The following is a 25,145-nucleotide window of genomic DNA, read 5'->3' as shown; positions in this document are numbered from 1 at the left end:
GGGCCCCGCGTTCCGGTCACCGGGCGGTGCGCAGCAGGATGTCCCGCGTGGAGCCCATGCCGTACTTGTCCACACGGCTGGACAGCTCCGCCACCTCGCGCAGACAGGGGCCGATGTCGATGCCCGCCTGCCGCGCGTCCTCGCACAGGTCGCGCAGTGCGAGCAGTTCGTCACGGGTGTCGGAGCCCTGATCGACGGCCGACATGTGCAGCAGGCGCAGCCGGAACCCCTCGGGAGTGGGCTCGAAAGGCAGGTGCACGGCCCAGCGGAAGGCGGTGTAGTGCTCGAAGAGGCCGCGCAGGAAGATCCGCAGGTCCTCGTCGCCGTCCGCGTAGGCGGTGAGGACGGCACGCAGCACGGCCTCGGCCTCCGCCCGGACCCCCGCCTCGTCCATCGCGCACGGCCGCTCCCGCATCCTCTCCTCCCAGTCGGGGTCACCGACGTCCACGGGTTCCTCGGCGATCGGCCGCAGCGCGGCGTTCACCAGCGCGACCCGCTTCTCGATCCCGGCCGACCACTCCATGCCGCTCCCCCCGTGCACCGAGCTCAGCAGGGCTGTCGCCACACCCCGAGTTCCAGTCGTTTCACCATCGACGACAGCTTCAGTCTGCGGGACTCGGCGCAGAAGCCGCTCCGGGGTTCCGTGTACTCCACGTGGAACACGGCCTTGCCCGCCTCGATGAAGGGCGTGAGCCGCGCGCACTCGTCGTACTGGGCGCACTCCTCGTTGACCGCGAAGTCGAAGTCGGCCAGGAGCTGCGGGATCTGCGGCAGGTCGTTCTTCAGACCCACCGACAGACCGCGCTCATGGGCGAGGTCCGCGATCATGCGGTTGTACGTCAGCTGGTCCCGCGCGGTGAGGGGGAAGCCGGTGTCGTTGCCGTAGCCCTCCATCAGGTCGGGTTCCACGGCGTCGAAGCCCTTGTCGCGGCACATGTCGAAGCGGCGCGCCATGAGGGGCCGCAGGACGTCGGTGCGCCGGATGTCCAGCCACCGTTCGCCCGCCCAGCCGTTCTCCTCGCCGAGCAGCGAGCGCGGGAAGGCGTCCTTGTCGGGCCGGAAGTCCTCCCAGGCGCCGACGTTGATGTAGCAGATGACCTTCCGGCCGTCGCGGTGCAGCCGGGCCACGTCCGCCGCGGAGTTCTCGAAGCCGTCGATGTCGTAGACCGGCACGTCCGCCGTGGGCTCGACCTTCCCGTCGAGCTGCCACTGCCAGGCGAGACCGGGCCGGGGTTTCCAGAGCTGCCCGGAGTCCGGGGCGCCGTCGTCGGCGCAGCCCGTCAGCGTCGAGGCCACCAGCGCGGCCAGCAGGGTCAGGAACGCGAGCGCCGGTCTCCTCATCGGTCCGTCCCGGTGAGGGCGGGGGTCAGCCGGGCCCAGGGGTTGGGTGGTTCGCCGGTGACCGGGCCGCAGACCCCGGCGCCCCGGTCGTGCGCGGTGCGGACGGCGAGCGGGACGAGTGCCTCGGGGACGCCGTAGACGAGGTGGCAGAGCCGCTCGGGTGGGAGCCGGGCGGCCCAGGCGGGTCTGCTGAACGCCGACACGTACGTCGACCAGTGGCCCTCGAAGGTGACGGTCAGGTCGGCGAGGCGGGCGTACCCCGGGGCCGGGTGGACCCCGGGGTTGAGGACGACGGTCCCGGCGCCGAGCCGGCGTACGGCCCGGACCAGCCGGCGGCAGGCGGGCAGCCCGTCCGGTGTGGCCGTCACCTGGTCGAGGAAGCAGCCGTCGGCCGCGTACCACTCCTGGTGACGGCGTACGTCGGCCACGACCTCGGCGCGGTCGCGCACCCCGTAGTCGGTGTCGACATAGCCGAGCAGCCGGGCCCCGGCCGCGCGCAGCGCCCCGGCCGCCGCTGTGAACGCGGGGTCGGGGCCTTCGCCGGGGCCGTTCGCGGGGTTGAGGACGACGCCGTACGTGCGGGTCGCGGCCCGGATCAGGCGGTGCCAGGCACCCGGGTCCTCGGCCGGGTGGACGTACAGCGGGATGAGGAGGCTCACGGCGTACGGTCACCGGTCCTGTGACCCCCGCCGGGTCGGCCTTCGCCGCCCGCGCCGAGGGGGCCCTCCCCACTTGCCCCGGGTTCGCCGCCTTCCCCGCCGAGCCGGCCCTCCCCGCTTTCCCTGGGTTCGCCGCCTTCCCCGCCGACCCTTCCGCCCCCGCTCTCCCACAGTGCCGTGAGCGCGTCGTCGAGGGTGTGGGCCGGGCGCCAGCCCAGGGCCGTCTCGGCGGCGGTGATGTCGGAGCACTGCCAGGACACGTCCGCCGAGCGCACCGAGCCGAACGCGTGGGCCGAACCGAGCCCGTGGGCCGAACCGGCCGAACCGGCGCCGTCGGCCGCATGAGCCGCATGGGCCGGGGCCGCGCCACCCGCCACACGAGTCGGCGCCGCGCCGCCAGCCGCACGAGCGGAGCCGTCCGGCCCCGCCGCACCGCCCGCACCCGCCGCACCCGCGAACCCCGTCCCGCCCGCTGGGCCCGTCGCGCTCCCCCAGCGCACCGCGGCTCCCGCTCCCGCCGCGTTCTCCGCGATCCGGCCCCGGAAGCCCGCCTTGTCGGCCAGGCCCCGGACGACCTCGCGGACGGGGACGGCCCGGCCGCCGCCGATGTTGAGGACGGGGGGCAGGGGGCCGGGGGCCGTGGCGGCGAGGGCGACCGCTCGGGCGACGTCGCGGACGTCGACGAAGTCGCGGTACGCGGAGAGGTCGCCGAGGGGGAGGACGGCGTCGGGGTCGGGGCCGGCCGTGCGGAGCAGGGCGGCGATACGGCCGGGGAGGCCGGTGGGCGGTGCCCCGGGGCCCACCGGGTTGCCGACGCGCAGGACCACCGCGTCCAGGCCGGAGGTGGTGACGGCGACCGTGCCCGCGAGTTTGGTCGCGCCGTAGGGGGCGAGCGGGCTGGTGGCCGCCGACTCCGTCACCCGGACGTCCGGGACGCCGGGCCCGTACTCGGCGGCCGAGCCCAGGTGCACCAGCCGTGCGCCGGGGGCGGCCTCGCGGAGCGCGGCGCACAGGACGGCGGGGCCTCGGGCGTTGACCTCGGCGAGGGTCACGGGGTCGCCGCCGGTCGCGCCCGCGCAGTTGATCACGGTGTCGGGCGCGGCCGACGCGAGGGTCTTCGCCAGTGCGTCGCGGCGGTCGGTGGCGAGGTCGATGACGTACTCGGCGGTGGGCGCGCGTCCGGCGCCGAGGACCAGCACGCCCGGCAGGGCACGCAGCCCCTCGACGACGTGGGTGCCGAGATAGCCGGTGAAACCCAGGACGAGAATGCGCATGTAGAGCTCAGGCTCCCTTGAGCAGAAGCGACTTGCGGGTGGTGAACTCGGCGTTGGCCCGGTCATAGTCGTCGGGGCGGCCGATGTCGAGCCAGTACCCGTCGAAGTCGTAGGCGTGCGGCTGGTTCTGAGTCCTTATCAGATCCAGGACCAGCTCGTCGAAGCCCAGGGGCAGTCCGGGGGTGTAGCCGTCCAGGGTCGAGCGGGAGACGCCGTAGACGCCCATGGAGACGCGGTAGTCCATGCTCGGCTTCTCGGTGAAGGCGACGACCTTGGCGTTGTCGGTGGTCAGCACGCCGAAGTCGATGTGGACCTCGCGGGCGTAGGTGGCGATGGTGAGCGGCGCCCCGGACTCGCGGTGGTGGTGCAGGACGTCGGCGTAGTCGAGGTCGGTGAGGATGTCGCCGTTCATGACGAGGAACGTCTCGGGCAGCCGGTCGCGCAGGTTGAGCAGCGGGCCCATGGTGCCGAGGGGGCTCTCCTCGGTGGCGTAGTCGACGGTCAGGTCCCACTGGGAGCCGTCGCCGACGTAGGCGCGGATGATCTCGCCCAAGTGGCCGATGGCGATGGTGACATGGGTGAAGCCGGCCGTGGAGAGCTGGCGCAGCACGATCTCCAGGATGGCGTGCTGGTCGCCGATGGGGACGAGCGGCTTCGGCAGCGCGGTGGTGTAGGGCCGCAGCCGGACACCCTTGCCTCCCGCCAGGATCACTGCGTGCATGGTGCTCCTCCTTCGTCGAGGTGCTTTCGGAGATGTGCTTCGCAGAGGTGTTTCGGACGTGCCGGACGGGAGTCAGATGTTGTAGATGCCGGTCTTGTAGCGGGCGAGGTTGGCGGGGTCGCGGAAGAACTCCACGGTGTGCGCGAGGCCTTCCTCCAGGGTGTGGGCCGGCTGCCAGCCGGTGGCGGCGGTGAGCCGGGTCGCGTCCGCGACGAGCCGCATGACCTCGGAGTTCGCGGGCCGGATGCGTGCCTCGTCCTCGCGGACGTCGAGTTCGCTGTCCATGACCTTGCCGATCAGGGCCACGAGGTCGCCGATGGAGATCTCGCCGCCGGTGCCTGCGTTGAAGGTGCGGCCCACGACCTGTGCGGCGGGCGCGGTGCCGACGGTCAGGAAGGCCTGTGCGGTGTCCTTGACGAAGGTGAAGTCCCGGGTGGGGCGCAGATCGCCGAGGGTGATGGTCCGCTCCCCGGCGGCCACTTGGCCGATGACCGTGGAGATCACCGCGCGCATCGACTGGCGCGGTCCGAAGGTGTTGAACGGTCTCAGGGTGACGACCGGGGTGTCGAAGCTGGCGTGGTAGCTGTCGGCGAGCCGGTCCCCACCGGCCTTCGACGCGGCGTACGGGGACTGGGTGTTGATGGGGTGGTCCTCGGTGATCGGCACCGTCCGCGCGGTGCCGTAGGTCTCGCTGGTGGAGGTGTGGACCAGGCGGGGTGTGCCGAGGGCGCGGACGGCCTCCAGGACGTTGAGGGTGCCGGTGACGTTGGTGTCCACGTAGCTGTGGGGTGCCTGGTAGGAATACGGGATCGCGATGAGGGCGGCCAGGTGGTAGGCGGTGTCGGCGCCGTCGAGGAGGCCGCGGACCGAGCCGGGGTCGCGGACGTCGCCGAGGACGATCTCCACCTGGTCCAGGACGTCCGGATTCAGGGTCTCCAGCCAGCCGTAGGAGGAGAAGGAGTTGTATTGGGCCATGGCCCGGACCCGGTGGCCGGAGGCGACCAGCGCCTCGGTCAGGTGGGAGCCGATGAAGCCCTCGGCTCCGGTGACGGCGGCGAGCGGTGCGGAGGTCAACTGGTGTGTCCTTCCGGTCGGTCGGATGTGGGGGCGGTGTCGGGTGGTCGTGGGTGAGCGCGGGGCTCAGGCGTGCGGCGCGGGCCGGCCGAGCAGCCGCAGCGCGCACGCCGACAGACAGAGCGCGGCGGCGGCGCAGCACAGGGGCAGCGCCAGCTCGCCCGGTGGCAGACGCAGCAGGGTGACCGCGCCGGCGCAGCCCGCCGCCGCGAGACAGATCGCGGCCGACGGCCAGGCCGCCCCGAACGCCTGGAGCAGCAGCGCGGTCCACAGGACGGCCGCGAGCAGGAGCAGGGGGGCCGGGTCGGCGTCGGCGAGCCAGGCCGCCGGCAGCAGCGGCAGCAGGTAGGCGAGCAGGCAGAGGACGAGGATCCCGGCCGAGCGCAGCAGGAACCCGGCGGGCGTCGCGACGGCGCGCAGCGCGGCGACCGACAGGCCTCGGTAGCGGAAGAGCAGCCACTCCGCCGGGCCCATGCTCACCGTCAGCAGTATCACCGCGTACGGCTCCTCCCGCCCCTCCAGCAGCACCAGCACCCCGGCGGCCAGGCCGAAGAGTCCGTACGGCAGGGACCACAGCAGTCGGGGGCGGCGGGCGTCCGGCACGGCCGGGGCGGTGAGGGCGGGCCGGAGGCTGAGACCGGTGACGGCGAGGGTGGCGAGCAGGGCGAGGAGGGGCAGTCCGGCCCGGAGCCATGGGCCCGGTTCCCACCAGGGCAGGACGGCGGCGCCGGCGATCAACGGGCTGAGCGCGGCGAGGAGTTGGCGTTCCCTGCCGAGGACCAGCAGGACGCCCGCCGCCGCGAGGTACGCGGACTGGGCGGCCGCCACCAGGGTGACGGGGCCGCCCTGGGCGGGCAGCGCCGCGATCGCCGTGGCCACCAGCGCTCCGACGGGCGCGCCGGTCAGGAGCGTACGGGCCGCCTCGTGCTGCCCGGTCACCATCCGCAGGTGGGCGCGGTGGCCGAGGGCCTGGCCCCAGGCCCAGGAGACGAGGCCCGCCACGATGAGCGCCGGGGCGTGTGCACCGGGGTTCCACAGCGGGGCGGTGAGCAGATAGGCGAGGCCCGGCAGGGCGAACAGGACACCCCGCAGGAGGCAGCGCACGGTGTCCGGGCGCCAGGGGTCCGCGGTCGGCGCGGGGTCGGGGAAGGTTCTGGGCACCCGCTCGTACAACGCCGCGGCGAGCGAGAAGAGGTTCGGGTGGCCGTACCGGTCCTTGATGAGGGAGGCGGACAGGCCCTCCGCCTCCAGCAGGGCGGCCACCTCGTACGGGTGGACGGCCGGGCCCACGCGGTCGGCGAGTTCGGCGGCGAGTTCGCTGACGGCCTCCTCGTCCGGGCCCTGGTGGGGCAGCCGGATGGTGAGGGTGGTGTCGTCGCCGAGGGCCCAGCTGGGGCGGCGGCGCGGGCGGCGCCGGTCGGCCAGCCGGATGGCGAGGGTGTCGTGTTCGACGCCGCCGGGTTCGAGTGACATGGGCCCGCTCATCCGGCCACCGTGCTCATCGGGGTCAGTGCTTCCGCCGGAGGCGTTCCGGTCCTCGACTGCCGGGCCCGCGTGGGCAGTTCGAGGTAGATGGACCGGAAGGTGTCGATGGTCCGGCGGAGGGTGAACTGCTCGATCACCCGCAGCCGGGCCGCCTCCCCCATCGTCCGGCGCCGCGCGGCGTCGCCCAAGAGTTCCAGCGCGGCCTTCGCCATCGCCTCGGGGTCGCGCGGAGGCACCACGAGCCCGGTGTCGCCGACGGCCTCGCGGACGCCGCCGACATCGGTGGAGACGGTGGCCCGTCCGCACGACATGGCCTCGATCAGGGTGAACGGGAAGCCCTCGCTGATGCTGGAGAGCATCACGACGTTGCCGGCCGCGTAGGCGTCCTTGATGTCGTCGACGCGGCCCTCGAAGGTGACGGCGTCCCCGTGCCCGAGCTCGGCGGCGAGCGCCTCGCACCGCTCCCGGTAGGCCTCGCCGCCGCGTGGTGTTCCGCCGAACAACCGCAGCCGTGCGTCCGGGAGTTGGGCCCGCACCAGGGCGAACGCCCGGATGAGGGTCTCCAGGTCCTTGATGGGGTCGACGCGGCCCGCCCAGCTGAGGGTGAGCGTCTCCGGCTCGGGCCCGGCGGGCGGGAACGCGGCCGGGTCGACGCCGTTGTAGACCGTACGGATCGCCTCCGGGTCGGCGCCGCCCTGTTCCTCCCAGAGCCGGTTGTAGCGGTTGCCCGGGGTGATCAGGGCGGCCCGGCGGTAGGTCTCCTCCGCGAGGAGGCGGAAGAAGCCGAGGACGACGGCCTTCACCGGCCAGCGGTAGGGCGCGGTGCGGTAGCCGAGGTAGCGCTCGCGCAGATAGACGCCGTGTTCGGTCAACAGCAGGGGCACACCGTGCCGTTCGAGGGCGGCGAGGCCCGGGAGGACGGCGACGCCGCCGCTGACCGCGTGGGCGACGCCGGTCTCGGGCGGTGGTACGGCCAGGGGGCGCAGGGCGTGTTCGAGCAGGGAGGTCGCGGTGAGCGCGTCGTGCAGGGTGGGCCGGGCCTCGCGTACGGCGAGACCGGGGCGGTTCCAGACGGCGGTGAGCTGGGCGATGGCCCGGTCCGAGCGCAGGAACGGGCTGAGCGTGCCGTCCGCCGCCGCCCCCGCGAGCTCGTACAGGGCGGGGGCGAACCCGCTCTCGGCGCCCGGGTCGAGCAGGGCGGTGAGGAACCGCTCGTAGGCGGTGGTGAGTCGATGGCGGGCGCGGCCCCGGGGCGGGTGGCCCTCCGGCGGCTCGCCCCACATGGGGACGGACAGCACCCGGGAGACCTGGGCGGGCAGGTCCCAGACGACGGGTTCGCGTCCGGTGCCGGTGACGGCGATGACGTCGAAGTCGAGGTCGGGCATGCCCTGGACGAGTTGGTCGCACCAGACGCTCACGCCGCCGTGACTGTGGGGGTAGGTGCCTTCGGTGAGGAGGGTGACGCGCGCCGCGCCGAGTCGGCGCGCGTCGTGAGGAACGGGCATCGGTGTGCTCCACGGCCGTGGTGTGGGGTGGTTCCCTGCCGGTCCCGGCCGCCTGTCGGACGGCCGGGACGGTCTGGTGGGCGGGTGCCGCGGGTCAGTCGTCCGCGGTGGTGTCGTCCGCGGCGTCCTGGTCCGCGCTGTACGGCACTCTGTCGCTCACGCCCGCGGGGACGCGGGTGTCCGGTGCGGGCTCCGTGGCCTCGGCGGACCCGGTGGTGACGGGGGCGGAGGTGCCGGTGGACATCGTCGGCAGGACGAGGGCGAGGGGGTCGCCCGAGGAGGGGGTCCAGCCGGAGACGGCGCCCGCGTAGGCGTCGCCGAAGGCGGACCCGGCGAGGGTGGTGCCGGTGGGCGCGGTGGCGGTGACCGCCAGGCCGTCCGGCGCCTCGACGGTCACGGTGTCGCCGATGCGGTAGGCGGTGACCTCGCCTGTCTGGAGGGCGGCCTGCCAGGCGGCCCTGCGCCGGAGTTCGGCGCCGATGTCCTTCATACGCAGGTTGACCACGGGGGTGTTCTCGGCGAACAGGGCCGCGTAGCCGTCGAGGACGCCGTCGAGCACCGGGTAGGCGATGCGGTCCTCGGCCAGGTTCGACTGGTGGATGAAGTGCGGTTTCGGGTCGTTGGCGAGGACGTGGCCGAGGGCGATCCGCTTCTCCAGCGGCACGATGACCTCGTCGTATCCGGTGGCCGTGTCCAGAGGTGCCGTGAGGCAGGTGGTGGTGGCGGGGTTGTCCTCGCAGATGCCGCTGCCGCCCTGGGCGCGGCTGGTGTAGATCCAGTTGTACTCGTCGACCTGTTCGGCGGCCCGGCCCGCGTTGTAGAAGACGTTCATCGGGTAGCGGGGCACGGTGATGGCGGGGCCGACCGGGCGCTGGGCGGGCTCGCGGGAGTTGTCGGAGCCGAGCCAGGCGATGTCGTTGTCGTCGAGGGCGAGCGCCAGGTTGGGGTTGTCCTCGGTCTGCTGCGGGAGGACCTTCATGCCGGAGTGCTCGCCGGTGACCAACTCGTCGTTCTCCAGCGGGAGTCCGGCCCGCTCGCCCCAGACGCGGTTGGTGGCGATCTCGTCGGATATCTCGTTCCGGCTCACCCATCGGGTGGAGCCGTCGGCGTCGGTAGCGCATCTCCAGGGGACCACGCTGGTGTCCTGGACGCAGCCGAGGAAAGGGTGCGAGTAGGTGTGGTTGATCCAGCGGAACCGATTCCGGTCCGCGATGAACCTGTCGGTGAGCGCGTCGTCGCCGTTGTTGTCCTCGCGGTGGTCGACGCTGCCGGCGCCGTTGTACGCGAGGTCGAGGGTGAAGCCCTTGTCGGCCTGCCAGGCGGTGGCGTGGCCGACGTCGTCGGGTGTCATACGGATGGGGTCGGGCTCGACGTTCGGGTCGGCGCAGTCGACGTCGCCGGGCGTGCAGTTCAGCTCGGTGTTCCAGCGGTCGTCGGCGGCGAACACGTCGTCCACGTGCACGGCGAAGTAGTTCCGCGAGGCGCCCAGGTGCACCCCGCCGGTCATCCACTCCACGATGCCGCGGGCCAGCAGCCGGAACTGCTGCTGGTACTGGTTGTAGACGAAGGTGACCACGAGTTCGCGCCGCCCGTCGTGCCGGTACTCGCCCACGAGGGTGCCGCGCGTCGACTGGCCGGGGATCGCCGCGTCGACGTAGGACGTGAAGTCGGCACCCGCCACCGGTCTCGACAGGTAGGCGTAACTCTCGCCGACGGCGGGGTCGTTGTCCTCGAAGGGCACCGCCCCGTCGAGGTAGCCGAAGGCGCCCGCCCTGCCGGCGTCGGTCACCTGGGCCTCGGCGCCGTCTAGGCTGCCGGAGTAGCCGCCGTGGACCGGGTACTGCAAACCGGCTTCTGGACGCGCGTAGGTGTAGGCGTCGACCTGGGGGATCGCGTACGTCCGCTCGTACGCCGCGAGGGCCGCCATCTCGGTGGAACCGGCCGGGAACGGGTTGTCGTTGGGCAGGACGACGGCCTGGAACCTGGCGCGGGGCCGGCCGTCGACGGTGTCCGCGAGGAACCCGGCGTCGATCACGGTCCGGTCGGAGCTGGTCAGGTCGATCTCGGTGTACGGAGTGCCGGCGGCGGTGAGTTCGGCGGCGATCGCGTCGGTGGACGGGCCGCCGTCGCTCACCACCAGGATCCGCAGGTCGACACGGGGCGTGGTGTCGTCGGCCTGGGCCGGACCGGTCGGCAGGCCGAGTGCGGCGATGAGCACGCCCACCGTGAGCACGGTGGTGCGTAAGGTCCGCTTCATGCGGTGAAGTCCCCTCCCCGGGCAGGGGTGAGCACGCCTCTCCTGGAGCGGACGCACCCCCTTGCGTGACGCCGGCGTCCCCCTCAGAACCCAGTCGTCGACGCATCCGTCGCGTCACATAGTGGTGTCTGTGTGTGGCTTTCGTGGTCATGCCGCGAAACATGACGGAAAAGCGCAGGTGTCCAACTGGGCGAACCTAGAACCGAATTGAACGTTTTCTCATCCGCCCGTGCACCTGGCGCGCGACGACCGCGAGGGCCCGGCGCGCTGGTCCGGGCCCTGCGGGGCGCACCGGCGGGCCGCTCGGGTCCGCCGGATCGTTCGCCAGTGGTCCAGACCATGACGGAAGCCCGATCGCAGATCATTTCAGGTCACTCCCGTCACAGCCGCCCACACCCTCGACGGATCGTCAGGCGCAGAGCACCCGGGTCTCGGGGGTGTACACCGGGCCGCCGCTGACGTTCGTGCGGTCGCTGAACTCCGCGTAGAAGTACGAGTAGAAGCCGATGTTCCCGTTGCAGCCGGAGTCGGCGGCGACCTGGAGCGTCAGCGTGACCGTACGGCTCTGACCGGGCGGGACGGTGGCGCCGTAGTTGGTGCCGAGGTTGGCGGGGCCGGTCCCGGAGCAGGGGGTGGCGCCGGCGGCCGTGGCGAGACTGCAGCCGGTGAAGGAGTACTTCAGGTCGGGGCGCTGGTTGGTCAGCCAGGTGGGCTCGATGGTCTGGTAGATGAACCAGACGTCGTAGGTGTGGTTGTTCGTGATCGTCATCGACAGGTCGACCGTGCCGCCCGGCGTGGTGGTGGCACTGCCGGTGGTGAACGTCAGCTCCGCGGGTGCCGCGGCGGCCGCGCTCGCGCCGGGCGCCATGCCGAACACGGCGAGGGCGAGGGCCAGGACGGCACCGAGGCCGAAGCGTCTCATCAGTGGTGATCGCATGGGCCGGGAGGCTAGGCATCCGGCGAGCACACCGTCTGCCCCGACGGACACGGCGCGGGCGCGGCCCGGCCGGAAGTGTGCGTCACGTGAGGGAGGCGTGGCGGATCCGTGGCCTCTCCACGGACACTCGTATCGCCGCACGGTAACGGGTGTGTGACGGGGGGTGAGGAGGGGATCGGTGTTGCCCGGTTGTCCCGTGATGCCGGCGGGGCGGCATTGGCGCGTATCGCACCCAGCGGACCATGCTCCGGCCGCCGCGCGGTACGCGCGTTCTCGGCCAACCGCCGGTTTCCGGCCCCGCCCTTCCCCTTTCGCCCCGTCCGGTCCTCCGGTCCTCCGGTGCGCCGCGCGTCGCTGCGGAGGGTGAGCACATCGGCCGTACGGCGCCGGTTCGTTGACTGGCCGGTAGTACGTACTTCGGTTACGTAGGTATACGGATGCGTCGGCGTGCCCGCTTCGATTGGCTTGCCGGACGCCGGAGGGATCGTCTCGCCCTGCCTGTTCGTCGTCGGGGTTCCCGGCGCGTCGAGGAAGGCTTGTCGGGAGGCGCCCCGGACCGATTGTCAGTGGCTGCCGCTAGCGTTCCGCACATGGTCGCACTTGGGCCGGGATTCCCCGGCTGAACTGTGCTTTCTTCTTGTGGAACCGACGCGGAGGGCTGGGGTTCGTGGGTTGGCTGTCGGCGGGTGACGGGTATGAAGTCGCCCTTGTGGAGGGGCGGGTGGCGGCGCGAGCCACCTCGGGCCGGGCGGCGGGACGGCAGTTGAAGTCACTGCCGAAGGCGCTGAAGGACCACCCGGAGGTGGACCGGCTGCGCCGGTTCGCCGAATGGCTGGATCGGCACGCGGCGGCGTGCGTCACACAGGTGGACGCCTGGATGGTGTCGTCACTGCCCGTACCCACCGGTCTGCTGGCCCGGGTGTGGCCGGACGAGGCGTGGCAGGCCGCGCTGCGCGACCTCGCGGTGGTCGGCGACGACCCGGACGAGGTCGGTTTCCTGCGCGGCGCCACCGACTCGGGCGAGCTGCGGGTGGTGAACCTGGACGGTGAGACGGTCCGCCTCTCCCCGCGCACGGTGACGCTGCCGCACCCGGTGCTGCTGCCGGACCTCGACGACATCCGGGAGTTCGCGGCGGAGCTGGGCATCGTCCAGCGTGTCGAGCAGATACACCGGGGGACCTGGCGGCGGCCGGACGATCTCGCCGCCAAGGCCACCCAGGTGCGGGACTTCACCGGGGGCCGGTTCCGCTCCCGCTTCGCCCTCGCCGCGCGCGCCACCTCACTGGGGTACCGCGTCTCCGGCGGGTACGCCACCGCCCGGGTCCGGGACGGCGAGCGCACCGTCGAGGCCTCGGTGTGGATCGGGGAGCCGTACTGGGACGACGAGGTGGAGACCGGCAGCCTCACCTGGCAGGACCAGGACGGCCATGCCCTGCCGCTGAGCCAGGTGGGCCCGGTGGCCTGGTCGGAGGGGATGCGGATGGCCGCGGCGCTGTACGCCGGGCGTGTGATCGAGGAGGGCAAGGACGCATGAGCGGGGGGACTGGGGTGTCGAGCGGGGCGGCAGAGGTGTCGTACGGGGAACTGCTGGCGGCGGGCGCGGTGTTGCCGCCGGACACCGAGGGGGCCGGGGAGCGGGCGGTGCCGCTGACGGCGCGGACGTACCGTCATCCGGGCCTGGACGACCGGGTGGTGGTGCGGCTGGTCGCCGGGGAGCTGGGCGCGGCGGAGGATCTGGCCGCCGGGTTCCTGGGGCTGGAGCAGGATGCGGAGCCGGCGGTGGTGGGGCTGGGGCTGCGGCAGTCGCTGGGCTTCCCCGAGTGGGTGCTGGTGCACCACCCGGCGGACGGTCACCACGCGCTGGGCGTCGTGCCGGACCTGGAGCGGGCGGCCCGGCAGGCGAAGTCCAAGCCGAAGGCGGCCCTGGACGCCTATCTGGAGCTGGGCGCGCGCCTGGCGGCGTCGGTGCCGCACTTCCTGCCGACCTTCTACGAGCAGGCCGGACGGGTGTTCCTCGCGGAGGAGAACGCCACGTACGCGGCCCAGTTGTTCACCCGCGCCCGCAAGGCCGAGGCGGAGCACGGGCTGGTCGTCGAGGAGGAGCGGCTCGACGCCGTGTTCCTGGAGTTCGCGCTGGCCGGCGCGCTTCCGGTGAAGGTGCTGTCGGCGTACGCGAAGGAACTGGCCGCACGGGTGCCGGCCGAGGAGGCGCTGCGGCGCTTCACCAAGCTGTGCCTGCGCCGTACGGCGGGCGGTCTGCCGCCGTCGGCGCAGATGGCGAACGACCTGCGCAGGCTGGCCCGCGCCGCCGGCCGGGACGCGGACCTCACCGAGCAGGACTATCTGGCCGAGCTGCTGGTCCTGCCGTCCACGCTGCGTGCGGCTGCGGGCTGGTGGAAGGGCCACCGTGCGGCGCTGGCGGCGCTGGCGGCGCGCGAGCCGAAGGTGCGCGGCGCACTGCTGGACACGCTCCCCTCGTCACACGACGACGAGATGCCCCTGATGTGGCTGGACATGCTGGAGGCCTCCGGCGCCACGGCCGGGCTGTGGGACGGCTCGCTGCCCGCGGAGCAGCGTCCGCACGACGGTACGGCGGGCTGGCTGGAGCGGTTCCTCGCGTTCCGCGAGCGGGCGCGGTCCTGGCGCGGCTCCACCCGGATGCCGGAGCTGTATCCGCTGGTGGAACGGGCGGTGGACCGGCTGCGTACCGAACTTACCTCCGCCGGACGGGAGTTGAAGGTCACGCATGATGTCGATCTGATGGACCTGCTGCTGTCCCTGGACGTGCCCGTGGCCGCCCCGCCGAAGGACGGGTCGCTGCCGCTGGAGCAGTGGGCCGCCGGTGACGGGCGGCGTGAACTGCTGTCGCTGTCCGCCGACTCCCGTTTCCACGAGGCCTTCCGGCGGGGCGCGGACCGGTTCGGCAACGACGACTCCGGGCGGCGCGCGATCCGTGTGCTGGCCGCCTCGCCGGGCGGGCGCCCGCTGCTGGCGGAGTGGGTGCGTGGGGTCGTCCGGCGGTTCGCCGCCGTGGGTCTGCCGCAGCTGCCCGAGGCGCTCGGCCGGCTGAGGTGGCTGCCCGCCGAGGCGCTGGCGCTCGCCGAGGACGAGGTCCGCGCGGCCGTCGCCACCGACCTGGCGCCGGTGCTGTCGCGCACGCTGCGCGCCGGGCTCTTCGACGAACTGGGCTGGCCCGCCTGGGAGGACGCGACCGCCACCCTCGTCCCGAAGGACGACGTCGAGGACATCGTCGTCGCCGACGCCTGGCCGCACCTCGTCGTGGCGGGCGCCGCCCAGGCCCGGGTGATCGGCGCGGAGGGCACCCTCCTCACCCACGACCTGCGCATCCCGGCGAACGACAAGTGGGGCGACCCGGGCTTCCACCACGTGGACGGCGAACTCCTCGTCTACTGGCGCTCCCGCGACGACGGCCTGCGCGGCTACTGGCACACCCGCGCCGACCAGCCCCGGTCCATGCAGGGCCCGGGCGGCACCCGGGGCACGGAGATGGACTGGTACAAGGCCGACCTGAAGCTGACCCTGCCCCTGCCGGGCGGCGGCCGCACCACCGGCGCGGGCGTCCTGCATGTCGGGGACACCACCCTCCCCGAGGAGCGGTGGCTGATCTTCGACGGCGCCTCGTACTGGGTGTGGCACGCGGAGGGCGAGCGGGACACGCACAGCTGGTACGAGTACGACCCGGCGACGAACCAGCGCGGGCGGGCGAGCATGCCCGCCTTCCTGGCCGACGCGCTGCGCGACGCCCCCGAGGGCAGCACCTTCGACAGCGGCTGGCTCGGCCCCTCGCCGACCGTCCACCACGCGCCGGCCTCCGCGCCCGTGGACGGCGTCGTCGGCATCCGCACGATCAAGCTGCCCGACGGCTCCTTGCGCACCCAGGACCTCGCCGGGCACACCGTCACCCTGCCCGCCGGCCGGGGCCGGCCGTCCGCGCTCGTCGTGTTCCCGGGCGACGACCGGGCCCGTGCCGTCGTCCGCAACGGCTGGCAGATGGAGATCGTCGACACCGACGGCGTCGTCACCTCCGTCGCGAAGACGGACCGGACCCCGGGCGTCTACGGCGAGGGCACGCTGCTGCTGCCGCCGGTGCAGTTCTGGGAGTGCATGACCGCCCGCGACCCGGAGGGCTCCGCCGCGCTGCGGAACATCGACAGGGAGACGTCGGCGGCCCTGCTGACGGCCGCCGCGAAGGACGACGGACAGGGCGACGGAAAGGGCGACGGGAAGGGCGGCGGGCAGGGCGACGGGAAGGCGCTGGCCGACGCCATCCGCGCCCTCCTGCCGGTCACGCACGACGCGCTCGTCGCGGGCATCGCCGGGGTCGTGCGCCACGCCGCCGGCCAGCAGGCCGTCCTCGACGCGGCGGCCGCCCGGCTCACCCGGGCGCTCGACGGGGACGTCGAGGAGATGGAGGGGCCCGCCGGACCCGCCGACACCGTCCTCCAGGACGCGATGAGCGGCTTCGGCGTGGGACGGCGCTACTGGTGGAACCGCGACGACGAGTCCGACACCGTCTTCCGCGCCCTGCGCACCCTGTCCAGGGCCACCGGGCTCGCGTCCGGCACCGCCGCCGTACCGGAGGGGCCGACCGGGTGCCTCCACCTCGACGGGCCCGCGCTGCCGACCGGCGAACCGGAGCTGACCACGCTGATCGACCGCGCGACCGCCCTGGCGTTCCGGGCGGCGGCCGGCACCACCGCGGAGGAGCATCGCGAGGCGCTGCGCACCCTCCTCGGCCGGTTGGTCGAGCTGGGGCTGGCGGGCGGCACGACGACCACGCGGTGGCGCAAGGTGGTCCTGCACGTGGCGGCCCCCCGGCTGCGGACTCCGTCCGGCGAGTGGCGGGAGGGCTCGTGGACCGGGCTGCTGCCGCTGGGCGGCGGCGCGTTCCTCGCGATCGTGGAACGCGGCTCCCTGAACGACGACGGCAGCACCTTCACCGGGTTCTTCCACGACCCGGCGGGCCGGTTCGACACACCGGAGGGCTACCGGCTCGACGCGTCCTCCCCGTTGGCCGACGAGGGGTCGACGACCCGGCTCGGCGCGTTCCTCGCGGAGCTGACCGCCCGGGGACCGGCGCCCTGGTTCCCGGAGGCCGCCGAGGAGTTCGCCCGGCTCACGGGGGTCACCGGGACGATGGCCCGGCTGATCGTGGCCGGACTGCCGCAGGTCGACACCTACGAGCGCTCGTTCCTGACCACGGAGGCACGCGACGCCATCGGGGTGAAGCTCGCGCCGGCGGCCGTCGCCAAGGACGAACTGCGCGGCGTCGACGGCGAGATCCGCGCCGCGGTGGTGGCCGCGCTGCTGCCCGCCGACCCCGCCCGGCTGTGGACCGAGGGGCCCGACGTGGCCGCCGCGGCGGAGGTCTGGAACAGCGAGGTGGGCAAGCGACGGGCCATCCCCGAGGAACTGCTCGCCGACGCGACCCGTGCGGTCAAGCACTCGTCGTGGGAGCTGCGGAGCGCCCTGCCCGCGCTGCTGCACCCGGCCGACGAGCCCCGGCTCACCCGGGACCTGGAGTGGGCGGTCGACGGCGACCGGGTCAAGCCCGTCGGGGACGAAGCGGTCGGCTTCACGGCGGACACACTGGTCGGCTCGGTCGGCCTCGCCGCCTGGCTCGCCCATCGGCTGCCCGCCGGCGACCCGCTGCGGGCCGCGCTGCCCGCCGCGCTCACCGCCGTACGCGAACGGCTGGCCCACCCGGGGCTGGTGCTGGACCTCGGGCGGTACATCGGTCTCCCCGCGTTCCGGAAGACCGCGGGCGCCCCGACCGAGGTCGGCGCGGGCTTCGAGCGGTACGGCGCCGTCATCCTGGCCACCCACGACGACCAGCCGGCGCCGGGCATCCGGGTCGCGCTGCTCGACGAGGCCGGCCAGGACCCGTATCTGCCCGCGCTGCGCGTCGACGACCAGCGGCCCTACGCCGCCGAGGTGGCACTGCGCCTGGCCCGCTCCGCCCCGTACGCGGCTCTCCTCGCCGACCCGGGCGACCCGCTCGCCGGGGAGCGCGACAAGGACGGCACCTGGTGGCCGCAGGACCCCGGCCGTTCCGTGCCCGAGCTGGTGGCGGAGGTGGCCAAGGAGTACGGCATCGGCGAGGACGCCGCCACGCTCTATCTGATGCTGCTCGCCATGCCCGACCCGACCGACCGTATGACGGCCCGCTGGACCGGGTGGAAGCCGGCCCGGCTCAAGGCCGCCCGTGCCGAACTGGCCGCCGGCGAGCTGGTGGTGGAGGCCAGCCGGACCAGGGCCGGGCGCTCGCTGTTCCTGCCCGGCGGCTGGGTCGACCCCAAGGCGCCACGGCTGCCGCTGGAGCGGTGGAAGCTGCCGTTCTTCGGCGAGCTGATGAGCGACGAGCACGCGACGTTCGGCGTGATCGTGCCGACCGAACCGGCCGCCGAGCTGTACCGCAGGGCCTGGCAGCGCGTCCAGGACGGTGACGCGCCCCGGTTCGAGGAGCTGAAGGTACGGCGGGGCCGCCGCCGCTGAGGAGGCCAGGGCGCCCGACCACTGGGCGCCCTCGGCCCCGTCCCCGCGATGGGTCGATCGACCGATCGACCGATCGACCAACAAGCCACCAGGCCACCAGAGCAACAGACCTACTGAGCAAGGACATTCATGACCCCGACCGACACGGCGGCGGCCCTTCCGGCCCGGCAGACCCTGCCCGCGGAGGAGCGCCACGCCACCGAACTCGCCTTCCTCGCCGCCCATGACGAGGGCCCGCGCCCGCCCGGCTGGCGCCTGACCCCGCGTGCCGTGGTCACCTTCGTCTGCGGCAGCGGCGGCGAGACCCTGAAGCTGCCCAAGCCGCACGAGACGCTGCCCGACAAGCTGGTGATCGCGCCCAAGTTCGTCGGTGAACGCGCCCTGGTGGAGCGGTGCGTGGTCACCCTCGCCGGGGAGCGCGGGCTGCTGCTCGTCGGCGAGCCCGGTACCGCCAAGTCGATGCTCTCCGAGCTGCTGTCGGCCGCCGTGTGCGGCACCAGCGCGCTCACCGTGCAGGGCACCGCCGGCACCACCGAGGACGCGTTCCGCTACGGCTGGAACTACGCGCTGCTGCTCGCCCAGGGACCGACCCCGCAGGCGCTGGTCGACTCGCCGGTGCTCGGCGCCATGCGCTCCGGCCGGGTGGCGCGGGTCGAGGAGATCACCCGCTGTCTGCCCGAGGTGCAGGACGCCCTGGTGTCGATCCTGTCCGACCGCCGGGTCAGTGTGCCCGAGCTGTCCGGCACGGACGACGCCCAGGTCCCGGCCGCGCCCGGGTTCACCGTCATCGCCACGGCCAACCTGCGCGACCGGGGTGTCTCGGAGATGTCGGCCGCGCTCAAGCGCCGCTTCAACTTCGAGACCGTGCACCCGATCGCGGACGTCGACGCCGAGACGGCCCTCGTCCGGCGGCAGGCGGAGGCGGCCGTCCAGCGGGCGGGCGCGGCCTTCGGCGTGGACGACGCGGTGCTCGACGTGCTGGTCACCGTCTTCCGCGATCTGCGCGAAGGCCGCTCCGCCGAGGGCTGGGACGTGGAACGACCGGGCACGGTGATGTCCACCGCCGAGGCCGTGCAGGTCGCGGCCTCGCTCGGGGTGGCCGCCGCGTACCTGCCCGGGGGCGACGCCCTCGACCTCGTCCCCGGCCATCTCCTCGGCGTGGTCCGCAAGGACGACCCGGCCGACCACGCCCGGCTGCTCGGCTACTGGGACGGTCCGGTGCGCCGTCGCGCCGAGGACGGTTCCGCGATGTGGCGCCGCCTCTGGGACCTGCGGGAGAACCTTCGGTGACGACCACTCAGGACCCACGGGCGGCCGTCACGGCCCTCGCCGACTCCGCCGCGCCGTACCTGCTGGGGGTACGGCATCACAGCCCGGCCCTCGCCGCCGCCGTACCCGGGCTGCTGGACGCCTCCGGCGCCGAGGTGGTCTGCGTGGAGCTGCCGGCCGACTTCCAGCCCTGGCTGCCCCATCTCGCCGCCCCGGGCACCCTCGCCCCGGTCGCCCTGGCCGGCGCGAGCGAGGGCGGCCGGCTCGGCTTCTACCCGTTCGCCGACTTCTCTCCCGAACTCGCCGCCCTCCGCTGGGCCCGGGAGCGGGGCGTGGAGGTGGTGTGCTGCGATCTGCCGATGTCGGATCTGGCGTGGACCCTGGGCCGGGAGGAGTTCGGCGCGGGCAGGCCGGGGGCGAACCGCTCGGAGCCGGACGCGGGGGACCCGAGGACGGGCCCGGGTGCGGATGGCCCGGGCACGGGCCCGGGTACGGATGACCCGAGGACGGGCCCGGGCGAGGTGGAGCGGGACGGAGGCCGTACGTCGTCGGACGCGGGCCGTGCGTCATCGGACCCGGGCCATGCGTCGTCAGACGCGGGCCATGCGGCATCGGACCCGGATCGTCCGGGAGCCGCGACCGACCGCGCGGCGGCGGGCGGCGGCTCCATCCCGGCCGTCGAGACGCGGAGCGCGGTCGCCGAAGGCACCGCCGTCGCCGCGCCCACCGCCTTCGCCGCGGCGCTCACGGCCGCCGGGACCGGTCGTGACGGGGACGATCTCTGGGACCGGTGCGTGGAAGTGCTCGCTCCCGGCTGCGCGCCAGAGGCGATCCGCCGGGCGGCGCTCGGTGTGGGGTGGGCGTTGCGGCGCGACGCCGAGTCGGCGGGCGGTGTGCCGTCGGTGGACCTGGCCCGTGAGGCTCACATGCGGGCCACGATCGCCCGCGCGGCGGAAGGCGGACGCCGGATCGCGGCCGTGATCGGCGCGTTCCACGCCCCGGCGCTGACGGACGTGACCGGCGTGGACACCGATCCAGCCGGGGCGGGCGGTTCGGACGACACGGAGTCGTCCGGCGCGGCCGGCACGGTGCCGGGGCCGCGTGCGGGCGGCACCGCGTCCGGAACCGCGTCCGGGACTCGGGGAGCGGGTCTCGTCAGGGAGCACCCGCCCGTCGTCACCTCACTCGTCCCGTACGCCTTCGATCTGCTGGACTCGCGTTCCGGGTATCCGGCGGGCATCCGGGACCCACGCTGGCAGCAGGCGGTGTTCACGGCCGGGGGCGACCCCGGACTGCTGCACGCCGCCGCCGCGCGAGCGATCACCGATGTGTGCCGGGAGCTGCGCGCGGCCGGGCACACCGCGGGCACGGGCGAGGCCACCGAGACCCTGCGGATGGCGGGCGACCTGGCCAGTCTCCGGGGGCTGGTGGCCCCCGGCCGGGGCGAGGTGCTGGAGGCGCTGACGACCGTGATGGGCCAGGGCGAGCCGCTCGGCCGTGGCCGGGCCCTCGCGCGGGCCCTCGAAGTGGTCCTGGTCGGCACCGACCGGGGCCGGATCGCGCCGGGTACACCCCGTTCGGGGCTCGGCCCGTCCGTGGAGGCGGAGCTGGCCGCGCTGCGGCTGCCCGGCCCGGACGACCCCGCCCCGCGCGAGCTCCGGCTCGACCCGCTCCGCTCCGCCCTCGACGGCCGCCGCGAGACCCTGCTCCAGCGCCTCGCGGTGTGCGGCGCGGGCTACGGCGAGGCCGTGGAGGTGGCCGGCACGGGCGACGGTACGGCGCTCACCACCCGGTGGCGGCTGTCGTGGACGCCGGCGGTTCCCGTACGGCTCGATCTGGCCGGGATACGGGGTGTGACAGCGGCCCTGGCCGCCGAGGGCACCCTGCGGGAGGACTTCCGTAGGGAGTCGGCGGACGGCGGGCCGACCTGTGCCCTGGTCCTCGCCGGGCTCCGGGCGGCGGCCCGCTGCGACCTGCCCGCGCTGGTCGCCGACCGGCTGGCCGACGCCGCCGTCGTGCTCCCTGCGGCGGCCACGCTCCCCGAACTCCTCGAAGCCCTCGACCTGTTGGAGGCGCTGCGCCGGGGTCATCTGCCCGGCACCACGCCCGAGGGCAGGCTGTCGGCCGCCGAGCTGGCCGTCGACCTCCTGGAGGCGGCCGTCCGCGCGCTGCCCGGCCTCGCGGGCAGCGATCAGCCGGAGGACGCCGCCGCGCTCGTCGCGCTCGCCTCGCGGGCCGGTGAACACCGCCTCGGTCTGCGCATGGACGACGCCTTGGGCACCCTCGCCCGCACCGGCTCCCCGCTGATCCAGGGTGCCGCCCTGGCCGCCCGGGTCCTGCTCGACCTCGACGACGCCGACACCCTCGGGGCGCGTGCCGCAGGCTGGATCGACACGGCCACCGGCCCCGACAGCCGCCTCGGACTGGCCCGCCGTCTCACCGGCCTGCTCAGCGGCGCGGCCCCGCTCCTCCAGTCCGCGCCGACCGCGCTGGACCCGCTGCTCGACCGCGTCGACACGCTCACGGACCAGGGGTTCCTGGACCGGCTGCCCGCCCTCCGCGGCGGCTTCGACACCCTCACCCCGGCCGGCCGCGACCGTCTCCTCGACACCGTGACCGAGCGCCTCGGCGACCGCCTCGACCTGTCCCTCAGCGCCTCGCCGACACTCCTCGCCCTGTGGACGGCGGCGGACACGGCGGGCCTGGCGGCGGTCAACGCCCTGCGGCTGCCGACCGGCACGGACACGGCGGAGCCGTCCGAGAACACCGACCCCACCCCCACGCAGGCCCTCACCACCTCGGCCGAACCGGAAAGCCCCGTCAGCCCCCCGACCACCGACACCACCAACAACACCGGGAGCACCGGGAGCACCGGGAGCACCGGGAGCACCGGGAGCACCGGGAGCACCGAAGACGTCCCCACCCCCGCGCCGTCCCCCGCACCCCGTTCCCTCCTCCACCTCACCCCCGCCGACCGCTGGCGGCTGCTCCTCGGCCGGCAGAGCGAGAGGCTGCCGCAGGGCGCCCGTCGTTACGCGCACGCGCTGGACGAGCTGTACGGCACCGGCCGGGGCGAGGGCTCCTCGGATCTCGGCCGGGAGGGCGGCCCGCGTCAGGGCGGCGGTCAAGACGCGTCGTTCCCGACGGCCCGGGAGTGGGCCGAGGAGTTGGACGCCCTGTTCGGCGCGGAGGTCCGCGAGGAGGTGCTGGCACGGGCGGCCGACCAGGGCCGTACGGACGTACTGGCCGAGCTGGACCCCAAGGCCGTCCGCCCGTCGGTCGACCTGCTGACCTCCGTGCTGTCCCTCGCCGGAGGGATGCCCGAGCAGCAACTGGCCAAGCTGCGCCCGCTGGTACGGCGTCTGGTCGACGAGCTGTCCAAGGAGCTCGCCACCCGGATGCGCCCCGCGCTCACGGGTCTGGCGACCCCGCGCCCGACCCGCCGCCCCGGTGGCCGGCTCGACCTGCCCCGCACCCTGCGGGCCAACCTCGCCCACACCCGCCGGACGGCGGACGGCCGGACCGTGGTCGTACCGGAGCGGCCGGTGTTCAGCACCCGTTCCCGCAAGGAGGCGGACTGGCGGCTGGTCCTCGTCGTCGATGTGTCCGGGTCGATGGAGGCGTCCGTCATCTGGTCGGCGCTGACGGCGGCGGTCCTGGGCGGGGTGCCCACGCTGTCGACGCACTTCCTCACGTTCTCGACCGAGGTGATCGACCTGACGGACCGTGTGGACGACCCGCTGTCGCTGCTTCTTGAGGTACGGGTCGGCGGCGGCACCCACATCGCGGCGGGGCTCGCGCACGCCCGTTCCCTGGTGACCGTGCCCAGCCGGACCCTCGTGGTGGTGGTGAGCGACTTCGAGGAGGGCTACCCGCTGGGCGGACTGCTGGGCGAGGTACGGGCCCTCGCGAGTTCCGGGGTGCATCTGATGGGCTGCGCCGCCCTGGACGACACCGGCACCCCGCGCTACTCGGTACCCGTCGCCCGGCAACTCGTCGCGGCCGGTATGCCGGTCGCCGCCCTCAGTCCCCTCGCCCTCGCCCGCTGGGTGGGCGACCGCCTCCGCGGAGAGACCCGATGAACGCCGAACTGCCCCCGGCGGCACCCGATGTGGTCGCCGCCGCCGTCGAGAGCCTGACCTCCCGGCTGCGCAAGAAACTGGACGCCGCGATCGAGACGTACGCGGCCGTCCCCGTCACGGTCGACGGCGGTGCCCTGCGCGTCCTGTGCGGCGAGGACGCCGAGGTCACGCTCACCCCCGGACCGTCGGGCGCGGTGACCGACGCCGAGCGGGCGGTGTGCAGCTGCCTGCTCGCACCCCGCTGTCTGCACCGCGCCGCCGTCCTGAGCGCCTGCCCGGTGGCCGACGCCGACGCCGACACGGACGCCTCCGCCGATGCCGAACCCGCTGCCGACGCGACGGCCGTCGCGGAGCCGGATGTCGAACAGCCCGGCGCGGCAACGGGCCTCCCCGGAGGCCGAGATGAGGCCCCGTCAACCGACACCCCTGTTGAGTCCGCCAAACCCGCCGTACCCACCGAAGGCACAAGCCGGCCCGCCACCCTAGGACGCCCCAGCACCACTGATACGCCCGACACCTCTGAAGCCAAACCCCCCACCCCCGCCCAGATCTCCGCCGCGGCCGGCCTCTGGGCGGCCACCGCGGCCGTGCTCGCCGCCGGGGTCCCCGCGGCGGGCGCGGTGCCGCAGGCGGAGTTGTTGCGGGCCGCGCACACCGCCCGGCTCGCCGGGCTGCACCGCGCCGAGGCGGCCGCCCTGCGGGTCGTACGGGGACTGCGCGGCGCCCGCGCCCGGCACGACGGCCACCGGCTCGCCGACCTGGTCGCGAACGTACGCGAACTGCTGCTCACCACCGGCCTGTTGGCGGCGGCGAACCCGGATCCCGCCCTCGTCGGCACGGCCCGCCGCGCCTACCGGCCGGGCGGCGCTCTGCGGGTGCACGGCGTGTGCCGGGAGCCGGTGATCTCGGCCACCGGCTACGGCGGTGTCGTCACCCATCTCGTCTCCGACGACGGACGCTGGTTCTCCATCGCCGACGTCAAGCCGGGCGGCCCGGCCCGTGCCCGGGGTGCCGCCACGGCCACCGTCGCCCTCGGCTCGGGCATCCTGAATCACGCCCAGCTCTCCCGTGGCGGACTGCTGATCTCCGGTGCCACGCTCTCCCCGGACGGCCGCCTGGGCTCCGGCAAGGGCGTGCGGGCCACTCCGCTCGCCGGTCTGCCCTGGACGTCGGGACCGCTCGCCGCCCTCTTCGCCCGCCCCTTGGCGGAGGCGGTCGCCGAACGGCTCACGGGCAGCCCCGGTGCCGACCCGGAACAGGCCGAACAGGCGGCGCGCAGGCTGATCGGCTGCGACCTGGTCATCGTCGGCGCGGCGGGCGACCAGCTGCTCGCCCGCGAAGTGTCGAACTCCACCGATTCATCCGCCGACGGCCTCCTCGTCCGGCTGACACCGGCCAACGGCCACCCGGACCTCGCCCACACCGCCAACTTCCGTCAGCTCGCCGCCCGGCCCGGCCTGCGGGTGCGGGTGCTCGGCCGGCTCGAACCCGACCGTGCCGCCACGCTCCGCCCCCTGGCGATCGGCCCGGCCCCGGACACGGACGCGACCCTGCGGCTGCCGGACGACTGGCAGGGCCACGCCGATCTGGGCTACGACCGTCTCCAGGGCGCCCACTTCCCACCACCGGACGCCCTGTCCACCGTGAACGGTCTGCTTTCCGTGGACGGCCTGGTCGGCGCCCCGGCGGACCCGCTCGCCGAGGCCCCGTTGTGGCGGCTGCGCCGGCTCGTCGAGGTCGCCGTCTCCGGAGGCCGCCGCGCGGTCGCCGAGCCGGCCCGCGACGGCGACCGGCACGGCGGCGGCGCGGCCCTGCGGCGCAGCGGGTTCCGTGCGGCGGCCGACCTGTCGACCGCCCTCACCGCCGAGGCCGACCGCCGCTCCCGCGATGTCTTCGGCCGCATCACCGACCCCGACCCGGACCGCTACGCCCGCGCCTGGCTCGCCACCGCGGTCTATCTGGCCGGCACCGAACGCGCCCTGGTCCAGGCCACCTGGCGGCCACCGGCCGACTGAGACAGCGGCG

14 protein-coding genes and 1 pseudogene are annotated in these 25,145 nt (G+C 74.4%); 5 read left to right on the top strand and 10 right to left on the bottom strand.

Annotated elements, in window-relative coordinates; translation table 11 throughout:
• Nucleotides 1–16: 16 nt before the first annotated feature.
• The 10 genes and pseudogenes from ABT147_RS07660 to ABT147_RS07615 form a co-directional block, all read right to left on the bottom strand.
• Nucleotides 17–565 carry a hypothetical protein gene (locus ABT147_RS07660; protein WP_351403282.1) on the bottom strand — a complete coding sequence of 183 codons (549 nt, stop codon included), beginning with the start codon at nucleotides 563–565 and terminating at the stop codon, nucleotides 17–19.
• A complete protein-coding gene (locus ABT147_RS07655) occupies nucleotides 547–1,341 on the bottom strand; it encodes an endo alpha-1,4 polygalactosaminidase (protein WP_351403281.1) in 795 nt (264 codons plus the stop codon). The genes ABT147_RS07660 and ABT147_RS07655 overlap by 19 nt, the downstream gene beginning before the upstream one ends.
• On the bottom strand, nucleotides 1,338–2,000 hold the full coding sequence (locus ABT147_RS07650; RefSeq protein ID WP_351403280.1) for a spherulation-specific family 4 protein: 663 nt from the start codon (nucleotides 1,998–2,000) through the stop codon (nucleotides 1,338–1,340). Before ABT147_RS07650 ends, ABT147_RS07655 begins: the two co-directional genes overlap by 4 nt.
• Before the next feature lie 503 nt (nucleotides 2,001–2,503).
• Nucleotides 2,504–3,274 (bottom strand): annotated as a pseudogene (locus ABT147_RS07645) (SDR family oxidoreductase); the annotation flags it as partial.
• Nucleotides 3,275–3,281: 7 nt separating this feature from the next.
• Nucleotides 3,282–3,995 carry a nucleotidyltransferase family protein gene (locus tag ABT147_RS07640; RefSeq protein WP_351403279.1) on the bottom strand — a complete coding sequence of 238 codons (714 nt, stop codon included), beginning with the start codon at nucleotides 3,993–3,995 and terminating at the stop codon, nucleotides 3,282–3,284.
• 72 nt (nucleotides 3,996–4,067) lie between these two features.
• Complete coding sequence (locus ABT147_RS07635; RefSeq protein WP_351403277.1) at nucleotides 4,068–5,069, bottom strand: GDP-mannose 4,6-dehydratase; 1,002 nt, start codon at nucleotides 5,067–5,069, stop codon at nucleotides 4,068–4,070.
• Nucleotides 5,070–5,135: 66 nt separating this feature from the next.
• Nucleotides 5,136–6,554 (bottom strand): hypothetical protein, encoded by a 1,419-nt coding sequence (locus ABT147_RS07630; protein ID WP_351403276.1) that lies wholly within the window; start codon nucleotides 6,552–6,554, stop codon nucleotides 5,136–5,138.
• A complete protein-coding gene (gene pelF, locus ABT147_RS07625; protein ID WP_351403275.1) occupies nucleotides 6,551–8,059 on the bottom strand; it encodes a GT4 family glycosyltransferase PelF in 1,509 nt (502 codons plus the stop codon). Before pelF ends, ABT147_RS07630 begins: the two co-directional genes overlap by 4 nt.
• Before the next feature lie 94 nt (nucleotides 8,060–8,153).
• A complete protein-coding gene (locus tag ABT147_RS07620; protein ID WP_351403274.1) occupies nucleotides 8,154–10,316 on the bottom strand; it encodes a hypothetical protein in 2,163 nt (720 codons plus the stop codon).
• Nucleotides 10,317–10,725: 409 nt separating this feature from the next.
• Entirely contained in the window at nucleotides 10,726–11,253 is a 528-nt protein-coding gene (locus tag ABT147_RS07615; RefSeq protein WP_351403273.1) for a hypothetical protein, read from the bottom strand.
• 667 nt (nucleotides 11,254–11,920) lie between these two features.
• On the opposite strand from ABT147_RS07615, the gene ABT147_RS07610 reads away from it, so the two are divergent.
• From ABT147_RS07610 to ABT147_RS07590, 5 genes are all read left to right on the top strand, one after another.
• A complete protein-coding gene (locus tag ABT147_RS07610; RefSeq protein WP_351403271.1) occupies nucleotides 11,921–12,787 on the top strand; it encodes a DUF4132 domain-containing protein in 867 nt (288 codons plus the stop codon).
• Nucleotides 12,784–17,769, top strand: a complete 4,986-nt coding sequence (locus tag ABT147_RS07605) for a DNA-binding protein (RefSeq protein ID WP_351403270.1) — start codon at nucleotides 12,784–12,786, stop codon at nucleotides 17,767–17,769. Before ABT147_RS07610 ends, ABT147_RS07605 begins: the two co-directional genes overlap by 4 nt.
• 129 nt (nucleotides 17,770–17,898) lie before the next feature.
• On the top strand, nucleotides 17,899–19,059 hold the full coding sequence (locus tag ABT147_RS07600; RefSeq protein ID WP_351403269.1) for an ATP-binding protein: 1,161 nt from the start codon (nucleotides 17,899–17,901) through the stop codon (nucleotides 19,057–19,059).
• Nucleotides 19,056–23,120: a vWA domain-containing protein gene (locus tag ABT147_RS07595; protein ID WP_351403268.1), complete on the top strand. Its 4,065-nt coding sequence runs from the start codon at nucleotides 19,056–19,058 to the stop codon at nucleotides 23,118–23,120. The genes ABT147_RS07600 and ABT147_RS07595 overlap by 4 nt, the downstream gene beginning before the upstream one ends.
• Nucleotides 23,117–25,135, top strand: coding sequence for a hypothetical protein (locus ABT147_RS07590; protein WP_351403267.1), 2,019 nt, complete (start codon nucleotides 23,117–23,119; stop codon nucleotides 25,133–25,135). Before ABT147_RS07595 ends, ABT147_RS07590 begins: the two co-directional genes overlap by 4 nt.
• Nucleotides 25,136–25,145 lie beyond the last annotated feature (10 nt).

This window comes from Streptomyces sp. NPDC001868 (assembly GCF_040297125.1).
Lineage (GTDB): Bacteria > Actinomycetota > Actinomycetes > Streptomycetales > Streptomycetaceae > Streptomyces.
Note: the sequence above shows the minus strand (reverse complement) of the source record. Positions and strands in the feature narration are given on the sequence as shown.

Excerpts from the sequence above, each read along its gene's own strand:
- ABT147_RS07655 (WP_351403281.1), bottom strand. The coding sequence starts at position 1,341 with ATGAGGAGACCGGCGCTCGCGTTCCTGACCCTGCTGGCCGCGCTGGTG.
- ABT147_RS07640 (WP_351403279.1), bottom strand. The coding sequence starts at position 3,995 with ATGCACGCAGTGATCCTGGCGGGAGGCAAGGGTGTCCGGCTGCGGCCC.
- ABT147_RS07630 (WP_351403276.1), bottom strand. The coding sequence starts at position 6,554 with ATGAGCGGGCCCATGTCACTCGAACCCGGCGGCGTCGAACACGACACC.
- pelF (WP_351403275.1), bottom strand. The coding sequence starts at position 8,059 with ATGCCCGTTCCTCACGACGCGCGCCGACTCGGCGCGGCGCGCGTCACC.
- ABT147_RS07620 (WP_351403274.1), bottom strand. The coding sequence starts at position 10,316 with ATGAAGCGGACCTTACGCACCACCGTGCTCACGGTGGGCGTGCTCATC.
- ABT147_RS07615 (WP_351403273.1), bottom strand. The coding sequence starts at position 11,253 with ATGCGATCACCACTGATGAGACGCTTCGGCCTCGGTGCCGTCCTGGCC.
- ABT147_RS07605 (WP_351403270.1), top strand. The coding sequence starts at position 12,784 with ATGAGCGGGGGGACTGGGGTGTCGAGCGGGGCGGCAGAGGTGTCGTAC.
- ABT147_RS07600 (WP_351403269.1), top strand. The coding sequence starts at position 17,899 with ATGACCCCGACCGACACGGCGGCGGCCCTTCCGGCCCGGCAGACCCTG.
- ABT147_RS07590 (WP_351403267.1), top strand. The coding sequence starts at position 23,117 with ATGAACGCCGAACTGCCCCCGGCGGCACCCGATGTGGTCGCCGCCGCC.